Annotated in this window: 18 protein-coding genes; 12 read left to right on the top strand and 6 right to left on the bottom strand. The window is 67.7% G+C overall.

Features of this window, described 5'->3' with window-relative positions; genetic code table 11:
• The first annotated feature begins 31 nt into the window (after window positions 1–31).
• The 3 genes from oleC to AC5YGJ_RS12355 all read left to right on the top strand — a co-directional run bounded on the left by oleC (window position 32) and on the right by AC5YGJ_RS12355 (window position 2,917).
• Window positions 32–1,690: an olefin beta-lactone synthetase gene (gene oleC / locus AC5YGJ_RS12365; protein WP_496186690.1), complete on the top strand. Its 1,659-nt coding sequence runs from the start codon at window positions 32–34 to the stop codon at window positions 1,688–1,690.
• Entirely contained in the window at window positions 1,687–2,679 is a 993-nt protein-coding gene (gene oleD / locus AC5YGJ_RS12360) for a 2-alkyl-3-oxoalkanoate reductase (protein WP_249842259.1), read from the top strand. The genes oleC and oleD overlap by 4 nt, the downstream gene beginning before the upstream one ends.
• An 82-nt stretch (window positions 2,680–2,761) precedes the next feature.
• Window positions 2,762–2,917, top strand: coding sequence for a DUF1328 domain-containing protein (locus AC5YGJ_RS12355; protein WP_107231440.1), 156 nt, complete (start codon window positions 2,762–2,764; stop codon window positions 2,915–2,917).
• Between the two features lie 102 nt (window positions 2,918–3,019).
• Here the strand turns inward: AC5YGJ_RS12355 and ddlA are convergent, their stop codons facing one another.
• Entirely contained in the window at window positions 3,020–4,105 is a 1,086-nt protein-coding gene (gene ddlA, locus AC5YGJ_RS12350) for a D-alanine--D-alanine ligase (RefSeq protein WP_496186689.1), read from the bottom strand.
• A 445-nt stretch (window positions 4,106–4,550) separates the two neighbouring features.
• On the opposite strand from ddlA, the gene AC5YGJ_RS12345 reads away from it, so the two are divergent.
• From AC5YGJ_RS12345 to AC5YGJ_RS12330, 4 genes are all read left to right on the top strand, one after another.
• Window positions 4,551–5,186, top strand: a complete 636-nt coding sequence (locus AC5YGJ_RS12345; RefSeq protein WP_249842257.1) for a ubiquinone biosynthesis accessory factor UbiJ — start codon at window positions 4,551–4,553, stop codon at window positions 5,184–5,186.
• Window positions 5,183–6,838: a ubiquinone biosynthesis regulatory protein kinase UbiB gene (gene ubiB, locus AC5YGJ_RS12340; RefSeq protein ID WP_309336405.1), complete on the top strand. Its 1,656-nt coding sequence runs from the start codon at window positions 5,183–5,185 to the stop codon at window positions 6,836–6,838. The genes AC5YGJ_RS12345 and ubiB overlap by 4 nt, the downstream gene beginning before the upstream one ends.
• Before the next feature lie 5 nt (window positions 6,839–6,843).
• A complete protein-coding gene (locus tag AC5YGJ_RS12335; protein WP_496186745.1) occupies window positions 6,844–7,422 on the top strand; it encodes an O-methyltransferase in 579 nt (192 codons plus the stop codon).
• A 100-nt stretch (window positions 7,423–7,522) separates the two neighbouring features.
• Complete coding sequence (locus AC5YGJ_RS12330; protein WP_249842255.1) at window positions 7,523–8,254, top strand: pseudouridine synthase; 732 nt, start codon at window positions 7,523–7,525, stop codon at window positions 8,252–8,254.
• Between the two features lie 63 nt (window positions 8,255–8,317).
• Here AC5YGJ_RS12330 and AC5YGJ_RS12325 read toward each other — a convergent pair whose 3' ends face one another.
• Entirely contained in the window at window positions 8,318–8,845 is a 528-nt protein-coding gene (locus tag AC5YGJ_RS12325) for a DUF2059 domain-containing protein (RefSeq protein ID WP_475289809.1), read from the bottom strand.
• A gap of 134 nt (window positions 8,846–8,979) precedes the next feature.
• Here AC5YGJ_RS12325 and arfB point away from each other — a divergent pair, with 134 nt between their 5' ends.
• The 3 genes from arfB (at window position 8,980) to dcp (ending at window position 12,286) form a co-directional block, all read left to right on the top strand.
• On the top strand, window positions 8,980–9,411 hold the full coding sequence (gene arfB / locus AC5YGJ_RS12320; protein WP_107231447.1) for an alternative ribosome rescue aminoacyl-tRNA hydrolase ArfB: 432 nt from the start codon (window positions 8,980–8,982) through the stop codon (window positions 9,409–9,411).
• Between the two features lie 46 nt (window positions 9,412–9,457).
• Window positions 9,458–10,018 (top strand): lysophospholipid acyltransferase family protein, encoded by a 561-nt coding sequence (locus tag AC5YGJ_RS12315; RefSeq protein ID WP_224329368.1) that lies wholly within the window; start codon window positions 9,458–9,460, stop codon window positions 10,016–10,018.
• Window positions 10,019–10,129: 111 nt separating this feature from the next.
• Window positions 10,130–12,286: a peptidyl-dipeptidase Dcp gene (gene dcp / locus AC5YGJ_RS12310; RefSeq protein ID WP_249842253.1), complete on the top strand. Its 2,157-nt coding sequence runs from the start codon at window positions 10,130–10,132 to the stop codon at window positions 12,284–12,286.
• Between the two features lie 116 nt (window positions 12,287–12,402).
• Here the strand turns inward: dcp and AC5YGJ_RS12305 are convergent, their stop codons facing one another.
• Both AC5YGJ_RS12305 and AC5YGJ_RS12300 read right to left on the bottom strand, forming a co-directional pair.
• A complete protein-coding gene (locus AC5YGJ_RS12305) occupies window positions 12,403–12,849 on the bottom strand; it encodes a 3-dehydroquinate dehydratase (RefSeq protein ID WP_004153636.1) in 447 nt (148 codons plus the stop codon).
• Between the two features lie 3 nt (window positions 12,850–12,852).
• A complete protein-coding gene (locus AC5YGJ_RS12300) occupies window positions 12,853–13,254 on the bottom strand; it encodes a hypothetical protein (RefSeq protein WP_496186688.1) in 402 nt (133 codons plus the stop codon).
• Between the two features lie 275 nt (window positions 13,255–13,529).
• Here AC5YGJ_RS12300 and lepB point away from each other — a divergent pair, with 275 nt between their 5' ends.
• Together lepB and AC5YGJ_RS12290 are read left to right on the top strand one after the other, a co-directional pair.
• Window positions 13,530–14,156, top strand: coding sequence for a signal peptidase I (gene lepB / locus AC5YGJ_RS12295; protein WP_249842251.1), 627 nt, complete (start codon window positions 13,530–13,532; stop codon window positions 14,154–14,156).
• Window positions 14,157–14,278: 122 nt separating this feature from the next.
• Complete coding sequence (locus AC5YGJ_RS12290; protein ID WP_309336423.1) at window positions 14,279–15,535, top strand: MFS transporter; 1,257 nt, start codon at window positions 14,279–14,281, stop codon at window positions 15,533–15,535.
• Window positions 15,536–15,617: 82 nt separating this feature from the next.
• Here the strand turns inward: AC5YGJ_RS12290 and AC5YGJ_RS12285 are convergent, their stop codons facing one another.
• Complete coding sequence (locus AC5YGJ_RS12285; protein WP_496186687.1) at window positions 15,618–16,526, bottom strand: LysR family transcriptional regulator; 909 nt, start codon at window positions 16,524–16,526, stop codon at window positions 15,618–15,620.
• Between the two features lie 321 nt (window positions 16,527–16,847).
• Window positions 16,848–17,816, bottom strand: a complete 969-nt coding sequence (locus AC5YGJ_RS12280; RefSeq protein ID WP_249842248.1) for a LysR family transcriptional regulator — start codon at window positions 17,814–17,816, stop codon at window positions 16,848–16,850.
• Window positions 17,817–17,862: the final 46 nt, after the last annotated feature.

Here is a 17,862-nt window from a genome sequence, read left to right as displayed (position 1 = left end):
AAGAAATTCCGTAAGCGGCGACAATGAACGGATGAACCGACCCTGCAACATTGCCGCGCGCCTGCCTGAACTGGCGCGTGAACGCCCCGACCAGATCGCCATCCGCTGCCCCGGCCGCCGCGGCGCCGGCAACGGCATGGCCGCCTACGATGTGACCCTGGATTACCGCCAGCTGGACGCGCGCAGCGACGCCATGGCCGCCGGCCTGGCCGGTTACGGGATCGGCCGTGGCGTGCGCACGGTGGTGATGGTGCGGCCCTCGCCGGAGTTCTTCCTGCTGATGTTCGCGCTGTTCAAGCTGGGGGCGGTGCCGGTACTGGTCGATCCGGGCATTGACCGGCGCGCGCTGAAGCAGTGCCTGGACGAGGCGCAGCCGGAGGCCTTCATCGGCATTGCGCTGGCCCATGTGGCGCGGCTGGCGCTGCGCTGGGCGCCCTCGGCCACCCGCCTGGTCACGGTCGGGCGCCGACTGGGCTGGGGTGGCACCACCCTGGCCGCGCTGGAGCGCGCCGGTGCCCGCAGCGGCGCCATGCTGGCCGATACCGATGGCGAGGACATGGCCGCGATCCTGTTCACCAGCGGCTCCACCGGCGTGCCCAAGGGCGTGGTCTACCGCCATCGCCACTTCGTGGGCCAGATCCAGCTGCTGGGCAGTGCCTTCGGCATGGAAGCGGGCGGGGTGGACCTGCCGACCTTCCCGCCGTTCGCGCTGTTCGATCCGGCGCTGGGGCTGACCTCGGTGATTCCGGACATGGACCCGACCCGGCCGGCACAGGCCGACCCGGCGCGCCTGCACGATGCCATCCAGCGTTTCGGCGTGACCCAGCTGTTCGGCTCGCCTGCACTGATGCGCGTGCTGGCCCGGCACGGCCGGCCGCTGCCGGGCGTGACCCGGGTGACCTCGGCCGGGGCGCCGGTGCCGCCGGACGTGGTGGCCACCATCCGCAGCCTGCTGCCGGCCGATGCGCAGTTCTGGACGCCTTACGGCGCCACCGAATGCCTGCCGGTGGCGGTGGTCGAAGGCCGCGAACTGGAACGCACGCGTGCGGCCACCGAGGGCGGTGCCGGCACCTGCGTAGGCAGCGTGGTGGCACCGAACGAGGTGCGCATCATCGCCATCGACGATGCGCCGCTGGCCGACTGGTCGCAGGCGCGCGTGCTGGGCGTGGGCGCGGTGGGTGAGATCACCGTGGCCGGGCCGACGGCCACCGACAGCTACTTCAACCGCCCGCAGGCCACGGCGGCGGCAAAGATTGCCGAAACCCTGGCCGATGGCAGCACCCGCATCGTCCATCGCATGGGCGATGTGGGCTACTTCGATGCGCAGGGCCGCCTCTGGTTCTGTGGCCGCAAGACCCATCGGGTGGAAACCGCCGCGGGGCCGCTGTACACCGAACAGGTCGAGCCGGTGTTCAACACCGTGGCCGGGGTGGCGCGCACCGCGCTGGTGGGGGTGGGGGCTGCCGGAGCGCAGCGGCCGGTGCTGTGCGTGGAACTGCAACGTGGCCAGTCCGACAGCCCGGCGCTGCAGGACGCGCTGCGCGCGCATGCCGCCGCCCGCCTGCCCGAGGCCGGCCTGCAGCACTTCCTGGTGCATCCATCATTCCCCGTCGATATCCGTCACAACGCCAAGATCGGCCGCGAGAAGCTCGCCGTCTGGGCCAGCGCCCAACTGGAGAAGCGCGCATGAAGATCCTGGTCACCGGCGGTGGCGGTTTCCTGGGCCAGGCGCTGTGCCGCGGGCTGGTCGAGCGCGGCCACCAGGTGCTGGCGTTCAACCGCAGCCATTACCCGCCGCTGCAGGCGCTGGGCGTAGGCCAGATCCGCGGAGATCTGGCCGATGCACAGGCGGTACTGCATGCGGTGGCCGGCGTCGATGCGGTATTCCACAACGGTGCCAAGGCCGGCGCGTGGGGCAGCTATGACAGCTACCACCAGGCCAACGTGGTCGGCACCGACAACGTGATCGCGGCCTGTCGCGCGCATGGCATCGGCAAGCTGGTGTACACCTCCACGCCCAGCGTGACCCACCGCGCCACCCACCCGGTGGAAGGGCTGGGTGCCGACGAAGTGCCCTACGGCGAGGATTTCCAGGCGCCGTATGCGGCCACCAAGGCGATTGCCGAACAGCGTGTGCTGGCCGCCAACGACGCCACGCTGGCCACAGTGGCGTTGCGCCCGCGCCTGATCTGGGGCCCGGGTGACCAGCAGTTGGTGCCGCGCCTGGCCGAGCGCGCGCGGCAGGGCCGCCTGCGCCTGGTCGGCGATGGCAGCAACAAGGTCGATACCACCTACATCGACAATGCCGCGCTGGCGCACTTCCTCGCTTTCGAGGCGCTGGCCCCCGGCGCGGCCTGCGCCGGCAAGGCGTACTTCATCTCCAACGGCGAACCGCTGCCGATGCGCGAACTGGTCAACAAGCTGCTGGCGGCCGTGGGTGCGCCGACCGTGGACAAGGCGATCAGCTTCAAGACCGCTTACCGCATCGGCGCGATCTGCGAGCGGCTGTGGCCGCTGCTGCGCCTGCGTGGCGAACCGCCGCTGACCCGCTTCCTGGCCGAGCAGCTGTGCACGCCGCACTGGTACAGCATGGAACCGGCGCGCCGCGATTTCGGCTATGTGCCGCAGGTCAGCATCGAAGAAGGGCTGCGCAGGCTGAAGGCTTCATCTGCCGCATAGATCGCCGTCACTGGTTGCACACCGCCAGACCGGGAGGATGGACCCACGCCATCCAACGGCCCGGACATCTGCGAGGAGCGCCATGCTGCATTACGCCGTCATTTTCTTTGTCATCGCCATCATTGCTGCCGTGCTCGGTTTCTCCGGCATCGCCGGTGCGGCCAGCAACATCGCCTGGATCCTGTTCGTTGTGTTCCTGATCCTTGCTGTGATCTCGATGTTCCGCAAGCGCGGATAGAGTCGAGCCATGCTCGACTGACGCGCCTGTAGAGTCGAGCGATGCTCGACTACCCCAAAAGCAGTCGAGCAAGCTCGACTCTACAGAAGCGGGTTTTGCGGGTTACACCAGCGCCTTGTCAGCCGCATGGCGCTCCAGTGCCAGCTCGATCAACCGCGTGATCAGCGCGGTGTAGCCCAGTCCACTGGCGCCCCACAGTTTTGGATACATGCTGATGCGGGTGAAGCCGGGCAGGGTATTGATCTCGTTGATGACGATCTTGCCCTCGGCGGTGAGGAAGACATCCACCCGCGCCATGCCCGCACACTCCAGCGTCTGGTAAGCCTGCAGCGCGATCTGCTGGATGCGCGCCTGGGTATCGGCATCGATATCGGCCGGGACCACCACCTCGGCACCGTCGGCGTTGATGTACTTGGTGTCGTAGGCATAGAACTCATCGTGCAGCACCACTTCACCGCACACGCTGGCCTGTGGCTGCGCGTTGCCCAGCACGGCGCACTCGATCTCTCGGCCGACCACGGCCGATTCCACCAGCACCTTGTGGTCATGGCGCAGCGCCAGTTCCAGTGCGGCAGCAAAGTCGTGCGCGTCCTTCACCTTGCTCACGCCTACCGACGAGCCCTGGTTGGCTGGCTTCACGAACAGCGGCAGCCCCAGCTGCGCGATCAGTGCCGCCACGTCCACCTGCGCGGCCTGATGGCGGCGCAGGCATACCCAGGGCGCCACCGCCAGGCCGGCATCGCGCAGCAGGCGCTTGGCCACGTCCTTGTCCATGGCCGCCGCCGAGCCCAGTACCGATGACCCGACGAAGGGCAGGCCGGCCATGCGCAGCAGCCCCTGCAACGCACCGTCCTCGCCCAGCGGCCCGTGCACGATCGGCAGCACCACATCGATCTGGCCGAGCGCGGTGGACGCCTGCACTGGTTGCAGCGGCGCTTGCCCGGCCCCCGGCCGCAGCGCCAGCGTGGTGCCGGAAGGACGCAGCGCAATGCGTGCCGGATCTTCGGCATTGAGCAGGAAGGTGTCTGGCTGGCTCAGGTGCCACTGGCCCTGCTTGTCGATGCCGATCAGCACCGGCTCGAAGCGCTCGCGGTCGAGCGCGTCGAGGATGTTCCTCGCCGACTGCAGTGAAACTTCGTGCTCGGAGGAGGTGCCCCCGAAGATGATGCCGACCCGGGTCCGTGCCATGGGGAATGCGATGTCCTGTGCGTTGCGTGGCCGTACAGCATGAACCTTCCATTGCCACTCAGGTGAGGCACAGATGAATCACCGGGCCGCCGGCTCGGGCAGCGGCCAACCTTGGTTGGCCCCGGGGAAATCCAGTGCCGACCAAGGACGGCATCTACCAAGACGGGATCCCAGCAACATTCGGGTCTGAGCCTGTTGCGCAACGGGATCCAACCCCCAGACGGCAGGAATCTGTCGCAGGCGGGGTGGGTCCGGTTGCGGGAGTGTCCGCGGCATGGATGCCGCGGCCAAGCCCCCACGGACGGGTTTACGGCGTCTCCCGCACCCGGACCCATCCCGCCAACCCACGGAATGCCCGCTGTTGATTCGGCTGTTGCCGTTGCCTCTGCGGGTGCCGGGGGGCAGTCCGGCCCAAGCCCCTCACCCACGCAGGTAGAATGCGCACATGGCTCTTTCCCTGCTCAAGTCCCTCAAGCCGGCCGCCGGCCGTGCGCTGCAGATCGCCCTGAACCGCGCGCTGGCGCTGGATCCGGATACCCGTCTTGCGCTGACCGGTCTCGATGGCCGGCATATCGACCTGACTCTGGAGGCGCCCTCGCTGGCGATGCGCATCAGCGTCGAGGGCGATCAGCTGCGGGTGGGCCCAGTGGACGCGCAGGAAGCCGATCTGGCCGTGCGAAGCAGCCTGGCCGGCGTGCTGGCGCAGCTGCCGCTGCTGGCCAACGCACGGCGCGCCGACAGCCATGGCAAGGGCCGCGTACGCGTGGCCGGCGACGCCGAGCTGGCGCGGCGCCTGCAGCAGCTGGCCAAGGGGTTTGATCCGGACTGGCAGCAGCCGTTCGTGAGCGTGTTCGGCGAGGTGCTGGGCGTACAGGTGGCCAACACTCTGCGCAGCGCCCTGCAGCACGCGCGCCAGGGGGCGATCGATCTGGCCCACAGTGCCGCCGAATTCATCACCGAGGAATCGCGCGACGTGGTGCCGCGCGCCGAACTGGAGGCCTTCCACGATGACGTGGATGTGCTGCGCGATGATGTCGAGCGCCTCGGCGCGCGCGTGCAGCGCCTGCGGGGTGCCGCATGAAGGCACTGTTGCGGGCCAGCCGTATCGGCCGGGTGATCCTGCGTTACCGCCTCGACGATCTGCTGCAGGGCACCCCGGCCGAGCGCTGGCTGCGCCTGGCCAAGCCGTTCGTGCCGCGCGCCTCGGCCGACATCGCCGCGCAGTCGCGTGGCGCACGCCTGCGTCTGGCGCTGCAGGACCTGGGCCCGATCTTCGTCAAGTTCGGCCAGATCCTGTCCACCCGTCGCGATCTGGTGCCACCGGACGTAGCCAACGAACTGACCCTGCTGCAGGACCGGGTCAAGCCGTTCGACGGCGATACCGCGCGCCGCATCGTGGAAGAAGCGCTGGGCCTGCCGGTCAGCGAGGCCTTCGCCAGCTTCGACACCGAACCGCTGGCCTCGGCCTCGATCGCGCAGGTGCATGCCGCCACCCTGGCCGATGGCCGCCAGGTGGTGGTCAAGGTGCTGCGCCCGGGCATCGAGAAGCAGATCGACGCCGACATCGCCCTGCTCAATTCGCTGGCCGCCCTGGTCGAGCGCACCCACCCGCGTGCCGACAAGATCCGCCCGCGCGAAGTGGTGGCCGAAGTGGAAAACACCCTGGCCGCCGAGCTGGACCTGCAGCGCGAAGGCGCCAATGCCAGCGTGCTGCGCCGCTTCTGGGAAAACTCCGACGACCTGTACGTGCCGGAAGTGATCTGGAGCCACACCGCCGAGCGCGCGCTGACCCTGGAGCGCGTGTGGGGCATTCCGTCCGATGACATCGCCGCGCTGGACAAGGCCGGCATCGACCGCAAGGCGCTCGCCGCCAAGGGCGTGCGGGTGTTCTACACCCAGGTGTTCCGCGACAACTTCTTCCATGCCGATGCGCACGCCGGCAACATCTGGGTCGATACCGATCCAGCGCGCCGTGCCAACCCGCGTTTCATCGCGCTGGACTTCGGCATCATGGGCCAGCTTTCGCAGGAAGATCAGTACTACCTGGCCGAGAATTTCATGGCCATCTTCAACCGCGATTACCGCCGCATCGCCGAGCTGCATGTGCAGGCACGCTGGATGCCCGACCACGTGCGCATCGATGATCTGGAAGCGGCGGTGCGTTCGGTGTGCGAGCCGTACTTCACCCGCCCGCTGTCGCAGATATCGCTGGCCGAAGTGCTGATGAAGCTGTTCCGCGTGGCCCAGCGCTACCAGCTGACGTTGCAGCCGCAGCTGATCCTGCTGCAGAAAACCCTGCTGAACATCGAAGGTGTCGGCCGCCAGCTGGACCCGCAGATCGACATCTGGGCGGTGGCCAAGCCGGTGCTGGCCAGGATCCTGCGCGAGCGCTACAGCCCGCGCCGGGTGGTGCGCGAGATCGGCAAGCGGCTGCCGGAAATCATGACCCATGCGCCGGACATGCCGCGCCTGGTGCATGCCTGGCTGACCCAGCAGGTGGAGGGCCGACATGAACTGGCAATGCGCTCGCGCGATCTGGTCGCGCTCGATGCCAGCGTGCAGCGGCTGCAGAAGCGTGCGGTCGGCGCGATCACCGGGGTCGGCCTGCTGGCCATCGCCGCGCTGATGTACGTGCTGCAGCCGCCGGGCTGGTACTGGGGCGACCTGCCGATGTGGAGCTGGCTGTCCGGTGCGATCGGCGCGGTGGCGCTGGCGCGCGCCTGGTGGAAGTAGACGCCATGCTGCAGGCGCTCAAGGATGAGCTGGCGCGCTTTGGCGCCGACAACGACGCGCGTGAGACCGAGCGCGGTCGGCGCATGCTCAACATCACGCCCGATACCGGTGAATTCCTGTCGGTGCTGGTGCGCTTCGGCAACGCACGGCGGATACTGGAGATCGGCACCTCCAACGGCTATTCCACGTTGTGGCTGGCCGAGGCCGCCGCTGCCGTCGATGGCCATGTGACCACGCTGGAGTTCGCCGAGGACAAGGCGGCGATGGCGCGTGCCACATTCGCACGCAGCGGCCTGGAGCAGCGCATCACCCTGGTCCACGGCGATGCCGGTTGCTGGCTGGCGCAGGCGGCCGAAGCCAGCATCGATCTGCTGTTCCTCGATTCGGACCGCGAACAGTACGCCGGCTGGTGGCCGCAGCTGCGCCGTGTGCTGCGGCCGGGTGGGCTGCTGGTGGTGGACAATGCCACCTCGCATGCAGCACAGATGGAACCGCTGCGGGCGCTGCTGGCCGCGGACGCGGACTTCAGCACCAGCCTGGTGCCGGTGGGCAACGGCGAACTGCTGGCCGTGCGCAACGCCTGATCCCGAACCGTCGTAGAGTCGCGCTTGCTTGACTGCTTTTCGCAAGGTGCCCGTCGAGCAAGCTCGACGCTACCGGGACGGCCCCCCGTATAATCCCGCGGTGAGTGCCGATACCGAAACCGCCCCCGAAACCGCGCCCCTGCAGCTGCTGCACCTGGATGAACGCCTGGCCGTGGTCAACAAGCCGGCCGGGCTGATGGTTCACGACAGCAAGCTGGCCCGTGGCGAAGACGACTTCCTGGCCGACCGTCTGCGCGAGCAGCTGGGCCGCCCGATCTTCCTCGTGCATCGCCTGGATCGGGCCACCAGTGGCTGCCTGCTGCTGGCCTTCGACCGAGACACCGCCAGCACGCTGGGCAAGGCGCTGATGGGCGGCGACGTGCTGAAGGACTACCTGACCGTGTGCCGTGGCTGGCCGGCCGAGCTGTCCTGGCAGGTCGATCACGATCTGGACGGTGGGCCGGGCAAGCCGGTGAAGAAGCCGGCGATCACCGACTTCCAGCGCCTGGCCACCGGCGAGCTGTCGGTGCCGATCGGCGAATTCAGCAGTTCGCGTTATGCGCTGCTGCGCTGCCAGCCGCAGACCGGACGCTTCCGGCAGATCCGGCGGCACCTCAAGCACCTCTCGCACCACATGATCGGCGACACCAGCCACGGCGATGGCCGCCACAACCGCATCTTCCGCATGCAGGGTGTGCATCGCATGCTGCTGCACGCCGAGCGCCTGCGTTTTCCCCATCCAGAGGGCGGCAGCGTGGATGTGCGTGCGCCGCTGGACCGTGAGTTCCAGAAGGCGCTGGACCTGTTCGGCTGGCAGGTGGACGCCGTTTGACGCCCACGCGGCCGAGGGGTCAGAGTCCTTTCCCGCAGGGAAAGGGATCCGACCCCGCCGAGGTCATTTCTTTTCCGGCTCGTTGACGATCGCGTCCAGGTCCTTCTGCAGGTCCGCAAACAGTGGCTGCATGCGTGCCTGGATGGCCACCATCACGTTCTGCATCAGCGCCGGGGTCTTGTCCAGCAGGCTCTGGCCGGCCGAACTCTCGTAGAACTCGGCCATCGCCAACACGTCTTCCTTGCTGAAGGTCTTCTTGTACAGGTCCACGTACATCGGCCGCAGCTGCTGCCACGACAGGGCCTGGCGCAGGGTCTGGCTGGTGCGGGCCTGGATCCGCTTGAGCTGTTCCTGCTGCTGTGCGTTGAGCTGGCGCTGAGCGGCCACCTGCTGGAACTGCTGCTGCTGCATCGCCTCGATCTGCGGCAGCATGGTGTCGATCATGCTCTGCGCGCGCGAGGCCGACAGCAGGCGGTTGATGTCGCCGTCGGTCGGCGGCGCGGCCAGGGCCGGGGTGCTGGCCACGGCCAGCGCCAGCAACAGGGCGGCACGGCGCAGCAGGGACGGCAGGGCGGGTGCGAAGCGGGTCATGCGAAGCTTCCTGCGGTACATGGGACGGCCAGCATACCAGCAGCCAAGGCGAAGGCGGCGTGTTCGGTGCCTGATCGGCGGCATACGGTGCGCGATGTCGCACTCCGGTGCGTGGCTGCCGCTACAATGCGCGGATGGGCAGTGGACCGGTCACCATCAACGCGCAGCTTGAAATCCCCGACGGCGAGATCGTCGAGCGGTTCGTGCGCGCCAGTGGCGCCGGTGGCCAGAACGTCAACAAGGTGTCCACCGCGGTGGAACTGCGTTTCGATGTGGCCAACTCGCCCTCGTTGCCCGACCCGTTGCGCGAGCGCCTGCTGGCGCGACGTGACCGGCGGGTGACCGGCGAAGGCGTGCTGGTCATCGATGCGCAACGTTTCCGGACCCAGGATCGCAATCGCGAGGATGCGCGCGAGCGGCTGGCGGCCTTCATCCAGGCCGGGCTGAGCGTGCCCAAACCGCGCAAGGCCACCAAGCCGACCCTCGGGTCGAAACTGCGTCGTCTGGACGCCAAACGCGGGCGCGCGCAGATCAAGCGCGGGCGCTCATCACGTGACTGGGAGTGATTGCTTGAACAAGCCGACTTCGTTGCTGCCGGCCGTGCCGCCGCAGATGCCGCAGGTCAAACCCAACGCCTTCCTGCGCTGGCTGGCGCGCTGCACCCTGCGCATGGGCGGCTGGAAGGTGACCGGCACCCTGCCTGACATTCCCCGGCTGGTGTTCATCATCGCGCCGCATTCGTCCAACTGGGACGGCCTGTGGGGCATGGCCGCCAAGATCGCGCTGGGCATGAAGGTGAAGGTGCTCGGCAAGGCCTCGCTGTTCTGGTGGCCGCTGGGCCCGCTGCTGCACAAGCTGGGCGTGATCCCGCTGGACCGCAGCTCGCCGCAGGGCACGGTGGGCCAGGCGGTGGACCTGCTGCGCAACAACGAGAAGATGTGGTTCGCCATCACCCCCGAGGGCACCCGCAAGGCGGTGAAGGACTGGAAGGCCGGCTTCCTGAAGATCGCCCGGATGGCCGACGTGCCGATCCTGGCCGCCTATTTCCACTACCCGGAAAAGACCATCGGCATCGGCCCGCTGTTCACCCCCAGCGGCGATGATGCCGCCGACATGGCCGCCATCCGCGAGTTCTACCGGCCGTGGATGGGCAAGACCCGCGGCACGGTCTGAGCCGCCTGCGGGCTGCCGCCTAGACGCCACGTCCGGCACATGCCGGGCGTGCGCGACAGGAGTAGGGTGGAGGGCTGGTATCCCGTACCGTCTGCCCAAGGAGCGTTCCACATGTCGCGTACCGTAGTCCTGGCCGCCGCCATCAGCCTGGCGCTGGCGGCCTGTTCCGGCAAGGAGTCCACCCCCGTGTCCGATGCACAGAAGACCCCGGCCCAGCAGCCGGCCGAAGCGTCCACCAATCCGCTGCTGAGCGCCAGCACGCTGCCGTTCCAGGCGCCGCAGTTCGACAAGATCAAGGACAGCGACTACCTGCCGGCGTTCGAAGAAGGCATGCGCCAGCACCTGGCCGACGTGCGCAAGATCGCCGACAGCAGCGAGCCGGCCACCTTCGACAACACCATCGTGGCGATGGAGCGCAGCGGCGAGACCCTGAACCGCGTGTCGCGCATCTTCTTCGGCCTGGTCCAGGCCGATACCAACGATGCGCGCCAGAAGATCCAGGAAGAAGTGGCGCCGAAGCTGGCCGCGCACCAGGACGAGATCAATCTGGACCCGAAGCTGTTCGCGCGCGTGAAGTCGATCTACGACCAGCGCGACACGCTGGAACTGGACCCGGTGCAGAAGCGCCTGGTCGAGCATTACTACGATGGCCTGGTGCGCGCGGGCGCGCAGCTGTCCGACGCCGACAAGGCCTCGCTGCGCAAGCTCAACGTGGAAGAGACCACCCTCTCCACCCAGTTCCACACCCGCCTGGTGGCGGCCACCGCCGCTGCGGCCGTGGTTGTCGATGACAAGGCCAAGCTGGCCGGCCTGGACGAAGACGCGATCAACAACGCGGCCGCTGCCGCCAAGGACCGCAAGCTGGACGGCAAGTTCCTGCTGCCGCTGCAGAACACCACCCAGCAGCCGGTGCTCGGTTCGCTGAGCGACCGCGACCAGCGCGCTGCCGTGCTGAAGGCTTCGGAAACCCGCGCCGAGCGCGGCGATGCCAACGACACCCGGCAGACCGTGCAGCGCCTGGCCCAGCTGCGTGCGCAGAAGGCCAAGCTGCTGGGCTTTGACACCTTCGCCGACTACCAGCTGGGCGACCAGATGGCCAAGACCCCGGCCGCCGCGCTGAAGCTGCTGACCGACACCGTGCCGGCGGCCACCGCCAAGGCCCGCACCGAAGCCGGCGAGATCCAGAAGGTGATCGACGCGCAGAAGGGCGGCTTCCAGGTTGCCGCCTCGGACTGGGACTTCTACGCCGAACAGGTGCGCAAGGCCAAGTACGATCTGGACGAATCGCAGATCAAGCCGTACTTCGAACTGGACAACGTGCTGCAGAACGGCGTCTTCTACGCCGCCACCCAGCTGTACGGCATCACCTTCAAGCCGCGCACCGACATTCCGACCTACAACCCGGACATGAAGGTGTACGAAGTGTTCGACAAGGACGGCACCTCGCTGGCGCTGTTCTACACCGACTACTTCAAGCGTGACAGCAAGTCCGGTGGCGCCTGGATGGACGTGTTCGTCGAACAGGACGGCCTGACCGGTGCCAAGCCGGTGGTCTACAACGTCTGCAACTTCACCAAGCCGGCCGCCGGCCAGCCCGCGCTGATCAGCTTCGACGACGTCACCACGATGTTCCATGAGTTCGGCCATGCACTGCACGGCATGTTCTCCAACGTGAAGTACCCGTCGATCGCCGGCACCGCCACCTCGCGCGACTTCGTCGAGTTCCCCTCGCAGTTCAACGAGCACTGGGCGCTGGATCCGAAGGTGTTCGCCAACTACGCCAAGCACTACAAGACCGGCGAGGCGATGCCGCAGGAACTGGTCGACAAGATCCTCAAGGCACGCAGCTTCAACCAGGGCTATGCGACCACCGAGTACCTGTCGGCCGCACTGCTGGACCTGGCCTGGCACACGCAGAAGGCCGACGCGCCGCTGCAGGATGTCGGCGCCTTTGAAGCCAGCGCGCTGAAGAAGTTCAAGGTCGACCTGCCGCAGGTGCCGCCGCGCTACCGCACCACCTACTTCGACCACATCTGGGGTGGCGGTTACTCGGCCGGTTACTACGCGTACTTCTGGGCCGAAGTGCTTGACCATGACGCCTACCAGTGGTTCACCGAACACGGTGGCCTGACCGCCGCCAACGGCCAGGAATTCCGCGACAAGATCCTCTCGCGCGGCAACAGCGTGGAGCTGTCGACCCTGTACCGCGATTTCCGCGGCAAGGACCCGTCGGTGGAACCGCTGCTGAAGTTCCGCGGCCTGAAGTAAGAAACAGAAAACGGCGGGGGCAACCCCGCCGTTTTTCCTTCTGTAGAGCCGAGCCGATGCTCGGCTGCTCTTCCGGGAAACATCAGCCGAGCATGGGCTCGGCTCTCCAAACAGCATTACGTCCCCACGTGCACGCGATTGGCCTGCTCGGCCAACCCCAGGTGGTCCAGTGCGATATCCAGCGCCAGCACATAGCTCTGCGCACCATACCCGGCCGCAATGCCCAGGCGCTGGCCGACACCGGCCGGCAGGCACGGCTCGGCCACTGCACCGTCGTCATGTACTTCCACGTAGGCGTTGTGCAGGTAGGGCAGCAGGCGCTGCAGGCGCAGGCTGTTGGCACACGCACCCGGATCGAGCAGGGTCACTTCGCCGCGGCTGTGGTCGGCCACGCGCAGCGCATCCAGCAGTTCCTGTTCCGAGCCGCAGGCGCGGATCGCCACGCTGGTGCCGGCGTCGATCGCACGATGCACCAGCGATTTCAGTACCGGTGCCGGCAGCGGCATGGCCGTGCGGATCAGCGCGCCGGCGGCTTCCGGGCCACGGATGATGAAAATCGACATGGCTCAGCCCTCCTGCGCCAGGCGGCGACCGACGATGGCCAGCGACAGCGGATAGCCGGCCTGCTGGCTGCGCTGGTCGATCACCACCGCGGCCGGGCCATGCTGCAGGTGCAGGCGCGCATCCAGGCCAAGCTCGCTGGGCGACTGCAGCTCGATGTACTGCGCCGGCAGATGTTCCAGCGCCGCCTGCAACGCACCGCCCTCGGCCTGCCATTGCGCTTCGTCGGCCACGCCGACGTCCAGCAGCACCCAGTCGGCCGAGCGCGCCTGCGGCTGGCACAGGCACTGGCGTACTTCGGACAGGCTGGCGCAGTCGCTGCACAGCACGCGATGGCCGGCCAGCTGCGCCGGCAATTGCGGGCGCGGCGCCGACGAAGATGCGTGGCGGATCACCAGGAGGGTCATACAACACCTTGCGGAATGCGCCCTGCGGCGCGGTGGGCACACGATGCGCGCGGCAGCCGTAAAGGTGCGATGCCCGGAGCCGGCCCCACGCGTAAATCCTGCGTAACCCCTGTTGTAGAGCCGAGCCCATGCTCGGCTGTTCTGCGCCCCAGTCGGGCAACCTCGACGCCACAAAGAGCAAGCCGAGTGTGGGCTCGGCTCCACAGGATCGCGGCGCGGGAACCTCTTCGGCCCGGATGTGGTCTGATGCAGCGACCACCCACCCGGAGCCTGACATGGATGCTGTTGCCCGCCCTCCCTTTTCCGAACGCGCGCTGGCCTGGCTGAAGAAGGAGGCGCTGCCGCTGCTGGTGATGCTCGGCCTGCTCGCCGCCGCGCGCGATACCCTGGCCAACCACTACGTGGTGCCGAGCGGTTCGATGCAGCCGACCCTGCAGCCCGGCGACCGGGTGGTGGTGGACATGCGCGCCTATGGTCTGCGCCTGCCGTTCACCGGCAAGGCACTGCTGGCCACCGGCACCCCGCAACGCGGCGAAGTGGCGGTGTTCGACTCGCCGGCCGACGGCACCCGCCTGATCAAGCGCATTGCCGCGGTGGCCGGTGACCATGTGCAGATGCGCGAGGGCCACCTGAGCATCAATGGCCAGCCGTTGCAGATGGCCGACCTGCAGGACGTGGAAGCCTTCGGCCAGCGTCGCGCCCGCCTCGACCTGGACATGGGCGGCGGCCCGGACATCGCCGATCTGGTGGTGCCGGCCGGCAAGCTGCTGGTGCTGGGTGACCACCGCGGCAACAGCTTCGATGGCCGCTTCTTCGGGTTTGTCGACGCCGACAAGGTCTATGGCCGCGCGGTGGCGGTGTACTACCGCCGTGGCGACGGTTTCGAGTGGCAGCGCTTGTAAGCTGAATCGATACTTTTCATGTATCAATCATGATCCAACAGGTTATGGATCGACTGGATGGACGGGCCTAGTCTGGGCCCCGTTCCTCTCCACCCGGCCGCCCCCACCGGCCCATCGATCCCATGACTGGCGAAACCGCGGCGGCCGTTCAAGGCCGTCCTTCCATTCTCGAAACCGGCACCGACACCCGCATCCAGCAGGGCACGCCGGCCTTTCGCCGCACTGCGCTGGCGCTGTTCCTGGCCGGCTTTTCCACCTTCGGCCTGCTGTACACGGTGCAGCCGCTGCTGCCCGAGTTCAGCCGCCACTTCGGGGTGTCCGCCGCCGGCAGCGCGATGTCGCTGTCGCTGACCACCGGCACGCTCGCGGTGGCGATGCTGCTGGCCGGCCTGCTGTCCGACGCGGTCGGCCGCCGCCCGTTGATGATCGCCGCCTTGCTGGCCTCGGCCGTGCTGTCGCTGTGCACTGCGCTGGTGGATGACTGGACCACGCTGCTGGTACTGCGCACCCTGCTGGGGCTGGCGCTGAGCGGCGTGCCGGCGGTGGCGATGACCTATCTGGTCGAGGAAATGGACAGCCGCGCGCTGGGCCTGGCGATGGGCCTGTACATCGGCGGCAACGCCATCGGCGGCATGAGCGGGCGCCTGCTGGCCGGCATCATCGCCGACCACTGGGGCTGGCGCTGGGGCATCGGTGTGGTCTCGATCATCGCCATTGCCAGCACCGTGCTGCTATGGCTGCAACTGCCGCCGTCGCGTCATTTCCAGGCCCGGCGCGGTGGCCTGCGCCACCTGCCTTCGCGTTGGCGCACGTTGTTTGCCGATCCCGGCCTGCCGTGGCTGTTCGCCACCTCGTTCGTGTTGATGGGCGTGTTCGTCACGCTCTACAACTACCTCGGTTACCACCTGCTGGCGCCGCCGTACCACCTCAGCCAGACCGTGGTCGGGTTGATCTTCAGCGTCTACCTGGTGGGCACCTTCAGTTCGGCGTGGATGGGCCAGCAGGCCACGCGCTATGGACGTGGCCGCATCCTTTCGATCTCGTTCGCGCTTATCGGCGCCGGCATCGTGCTGTTGGCGATGCCGTGGCTGAGCACGATGGCCCTGGGCATCGCACTGGTCACGTTCGGATTCTTCGGCGGCCACTCGGTGGCCAGCAGCTGGGTGGGCGCGCGCGCCGGTGCGATGCGTGCGGAAGCCTCGGCGCTGTACCTGTTCGCCTATTACCTGGGGTCGAGCGTACTGGGCGGCGTGGGTGGCTTGGCCTATGCGGCCTGGGACTGGCGCGGGGTGTGCGCGTTTGCCGCCGTGCTGACCCTGATCGGTGGCGGCATCGTCTGGGCGTTGCAGCAGCGCGCGCCGCAGCCGGTCACGGCCTGATCCTGTTCTGCTAGATGCCGACCTTGGTCGGCGCTGTGGCCGTGGGCCAACCAAGGTTGGCCACTACCGGGTGGGTTGTACCTCAGCCCTCGGCAAACGCCCCGCGCAACAATCCGGCGAAATTGCGGATCAACGGCGTCACCCGTTCGCGATGCCAGGCCAGCTGCACTTCCGAATGCGCACCGGCATCGGCCAGCGCTACGAAGCGCGCGCCTTCCACGCGGATGTGATCGCACGAGGAGGGCAGGATGGCCGCACCCAGCCCGGCGGCGGCCAGGCTGATCAGGGTCGAGGCTTCGCCCGCTTCCTGCACGATGCGCGGGGTGAATCCTGCGGCCGTGCACAGCGTGATCATGTGGTCGTGGATGCCGGCGCCGGCACTGCGGCGGAAGGCCACGAACGGCTCCTGCGCGAAGTCGCGTAGCGACAGCGTGCCCTGTTTCGAGAGCCGATGCAGGGCAGGGTGGTCGGCATGCACGATCAACGCCAGCGGATCGACGAACAGGCTGTGCGCCACCAGTTCCGGGGGCAGCGCACGCTTGCGGATGATGCCGACGTCCAGTGAGCCGTCGAGCAGCGCATCGATCTGCTGCAGCGTGTTCATCTCGCTCAGCTGCAGTCGCACCTGTGGGTATTGCTGGCGGTAATGCAGGATCGAGCGTGGAATCTGTGGCGACAGCGGCGTGGCCCGGGTCAGCCCGATTTGCAGCTCGCCCTGCTCGCCGCGCTGCGCGCGCTGCACCTCGTCCACCGCCGCTTCCACCTGCTGCACGATCGCGCGCGCACGTTCCTGCAGCAGCTCGCCGGCGGCGGTCAGCTGCACGCGGCGATGGCTGCGCACGAACAGGCGCGCACCGATCAGTTCTTCCAGCTGGCGGATCTGCTGGCTGAGCGGCGGCTGCGACATGCCCAGCCGCTCGGCTGCCTGGCCGAAGTGCAGCGTATCGGCAACGGCGAGGAAGTAGCGCAGGTGGCGGAGTTCGATGGACATGGGTGCAGTCTATGCATCGCCAGCCACAAATGGGGCCAGATCATTCGTACGTCATCCACGCATGGCGTGGATCTACCGTGTCGACCAAGGTCGACACCTACCAACAGCAGTCCATGCCGTTCCGACAGGCCACGGAGATCTGTCGAAGGCGGGGTGGGTCCGGTTGCGGGGGCGTGAGCGCCATGGATGGCGCGACCGAGCCTCCATGGACGGATTCACGGCGTCCCCCGCAACCGGATCCACCCCGCCATCTCACGGACAACCGGCTTTTGCTGTTGCTTCTGCTTCGGCAGGTGCAGGGCGTAGCCCTGCCGAACCCACTCACCGCTCCGAATGCCCGCTCTGGTCGTAATCGCGCGGGCTGAACAGCTCTGGCTGGATCAGCTCGATGAACGCCCGCGCCTGCGCCGACAACGCCTTGCCGCGTCGCACGATCACGCCATAGCTGCGCTCGGGGAACCAGCGCTTCATCGAGCGCGCTGCCAGCCGCTCGCGGTCGGCCTCGTTCAGGCACAACGCCGGCACGATGGAGATGCCCATGCCCATCGCCACGTACTGCTTGATCACTTCCCAGCCACCCACTTCCAGCGCCACGGTGTAGGCGATGCGGTGGCGCTGGAAGACCTGGTCGACCAGGCGGTAGGTGATCTGCCGCTTCGGTGGCAGCACCAGCGGATAGCGCGCGATGTCAGCCAGCTCCAGCTCCCCCCCGCTGGCCAGCGGATGATCGTGCGGGGCGATCAGCACCTGCTCGAAACGGTAGGCCGGGGCATAGCTGAGATCGGCCGGCACATCGGTCATCGAACCAATGGCCAGGTCGGCGGCGTCCTCGCGCAGCAGGTCGGTGCCGTCGGCGCTGATGGCGTTGTGCAGGGTCAGGCGCACGTCCGGGTGATGCAGGCGGAAGCGTTCGACGATCTTCGGCAGCAGGTACAGGATGGTGGAACTGTTGGCGGCGATGTTCAGCTCGCCCGCGTCCAGGCCGCGCACCTTGTCGCGGAAGCGTGCCTCCAGACCATCCAGGTTCTCCACCAGCGGCTGCGCCATCTCGTACAGCAGCTGGCCCTCGCGGCTGGGCACCAGGCGCCGCCCGCTGCGTTCGAACAGCGGCACGCCCAACTCCCGTTCCAGCGCCTGCAACTGCAGGCTGATGGCGGGCTGGCTGACGAACAGCGCCTCAGCAGCCCGTGAGACCGAGCCCAGACGCACCGTCTGGCAGAACGCGCGCAGCGGCTTCAGCCGGTCGGATTTGTAGGAAAAACGAGGACTTGGCGAGGAGCGCGTGGTCATGGCGTCATAAGTATTAGCACAATTTATGTAGAGCATTGCAAAAACT

It is taken from the genome of Stenotrophomonas sp. CS3K5 (assembly GCF_059515225.1).
Note: the sequence above shows the minus strand (reverse complement) of the source record. Positions and strands in the feature narration are given on the sequence as shown.

Excerpts from the sequence above, each read along its gene's own strand:
- oleD (WP_249842259.1), top strand. The coding sequence starts at position 1,687 with ATGAAGATCCTGGTCACCGGCGGTGGCGGTTTCCTGGGCCAGGCGCTG.
- ubiB (WP_309336405.1), top strand. The coding sequence starts at position 5,183 with ATGAAGGCACTGTTGCGGGCCAGCCGTATCGGCCGGGTGATCCTGCGT.
- AC5YGJ_RS12280 (WP_249842248.1), bottom strand. The coding sequence starts at position 17,816 with ATGACCACGCGCTCCTCGCCAAGTCCTCGTTTTTCCTACAAATCCGAC.
- arfB (WP_107231447.1), top strand. The coding sequence starts at position 8,980 with ATGGGCAGTGGACCGGTCACCATCAACGCGCAGCTTGAAATCCCCGAC.
- ddlA (WP_496186689.1), bottom strand. The coding sequence starts at position 4,105 with ATGGCACGGACCCGGGTCGGCATCATCTTCGGGGGCACCTCCTCCGAG.
- dcp (WP_249842253.1), top strand. The coding sequence starts at position 10,130 with ATGTCGCGTACCGTAGTCCTGGCCGCCGCCATCAGCCTGGCGCTGGCG.
- AC5YGJ_RS12335 (WP_496186745.1), top strand. The coding sequence starts at position 6,844 with ATGCTGCAGGCGCTCAAGGATGAGCTGGCGCGCTTTGGCGCCGACAAC.
- AC5YGJ_RS12315 (WP_224329368.1), top strand. The coding sequence starts at position 9,458 with ATGCCGCAGGTCAAACCCAACGCCTTCCTGCGCTGGCTGGCGCGCTGC.
- lepB (WP_249842251.1), top strand. The coding sequence starts at position 13,530 with ATGGATGCTGTTGCCCGCCCTCCCTTTTCCGAACGCGCGCTGGCCTGG.
- AC5YGJ_RS12300 (WP_496186688.1), bottom strand. The coding sequence starts at position 13,254 with ATGACCCTCCTGGTGATCCGCCACGCATCTTCGTCGGCGCCGCGCCCG.
- AC5YGJ_RS12285 (WP_496186687.1), bottom strand. The coding sequence starts at position 16,526 with ATGTCCATCGAACTCCGCCACCTGCGCTACTTCCTCGCCGTTGCCGAT.
- AC5YGJ_RS12290 (WP_309336423.1), top strand. The coding sequence starts at position 14,279 with ATGACTGGCGAAACCGCGGCGGCCGTTCAAGGCCGTCCTTCCATTCTC.
- AC5YGJ_RS12345 (WP_249842257.1), top strand. The coding sequence starts at position 4,551 with ATGGCTCTTTCCCTGCTCAAGTCCCTCAAGCCGGCCGCCGGCCGTGCG.
- AC5YGJ_RS12305 (WP_004153636.1), bottom strand. The coding sequence starts at position 12,849 with ATGTCGATTTTCATCATCCGTGGCCCGGAAGCCGCCGGCGCGCTGATC.
- oleC (WP_496186690.1), top strand. The coding sequence starts at position 32 with ATGAACCGACCCTGCAACATTGCCGCGCGCCTGCCTGAACTGGCGCGT.
- AC5YGJ_RS12325 (WP_475289809.1), bottom strand. The coding sequence starts at position 8,845 with ATGACCCGCTTCGCACCCGCCCTGCCGTCCCTGCTGCGCCGTGCCGCC.
- AC5YGJ_RS12355 (WP_107231440.1), top strand. The coding sequence starts at position 2,762 with ATGCTGCATTACGCCGTCATTTTCTTTGTCATCGCCATCATTGCTGCC.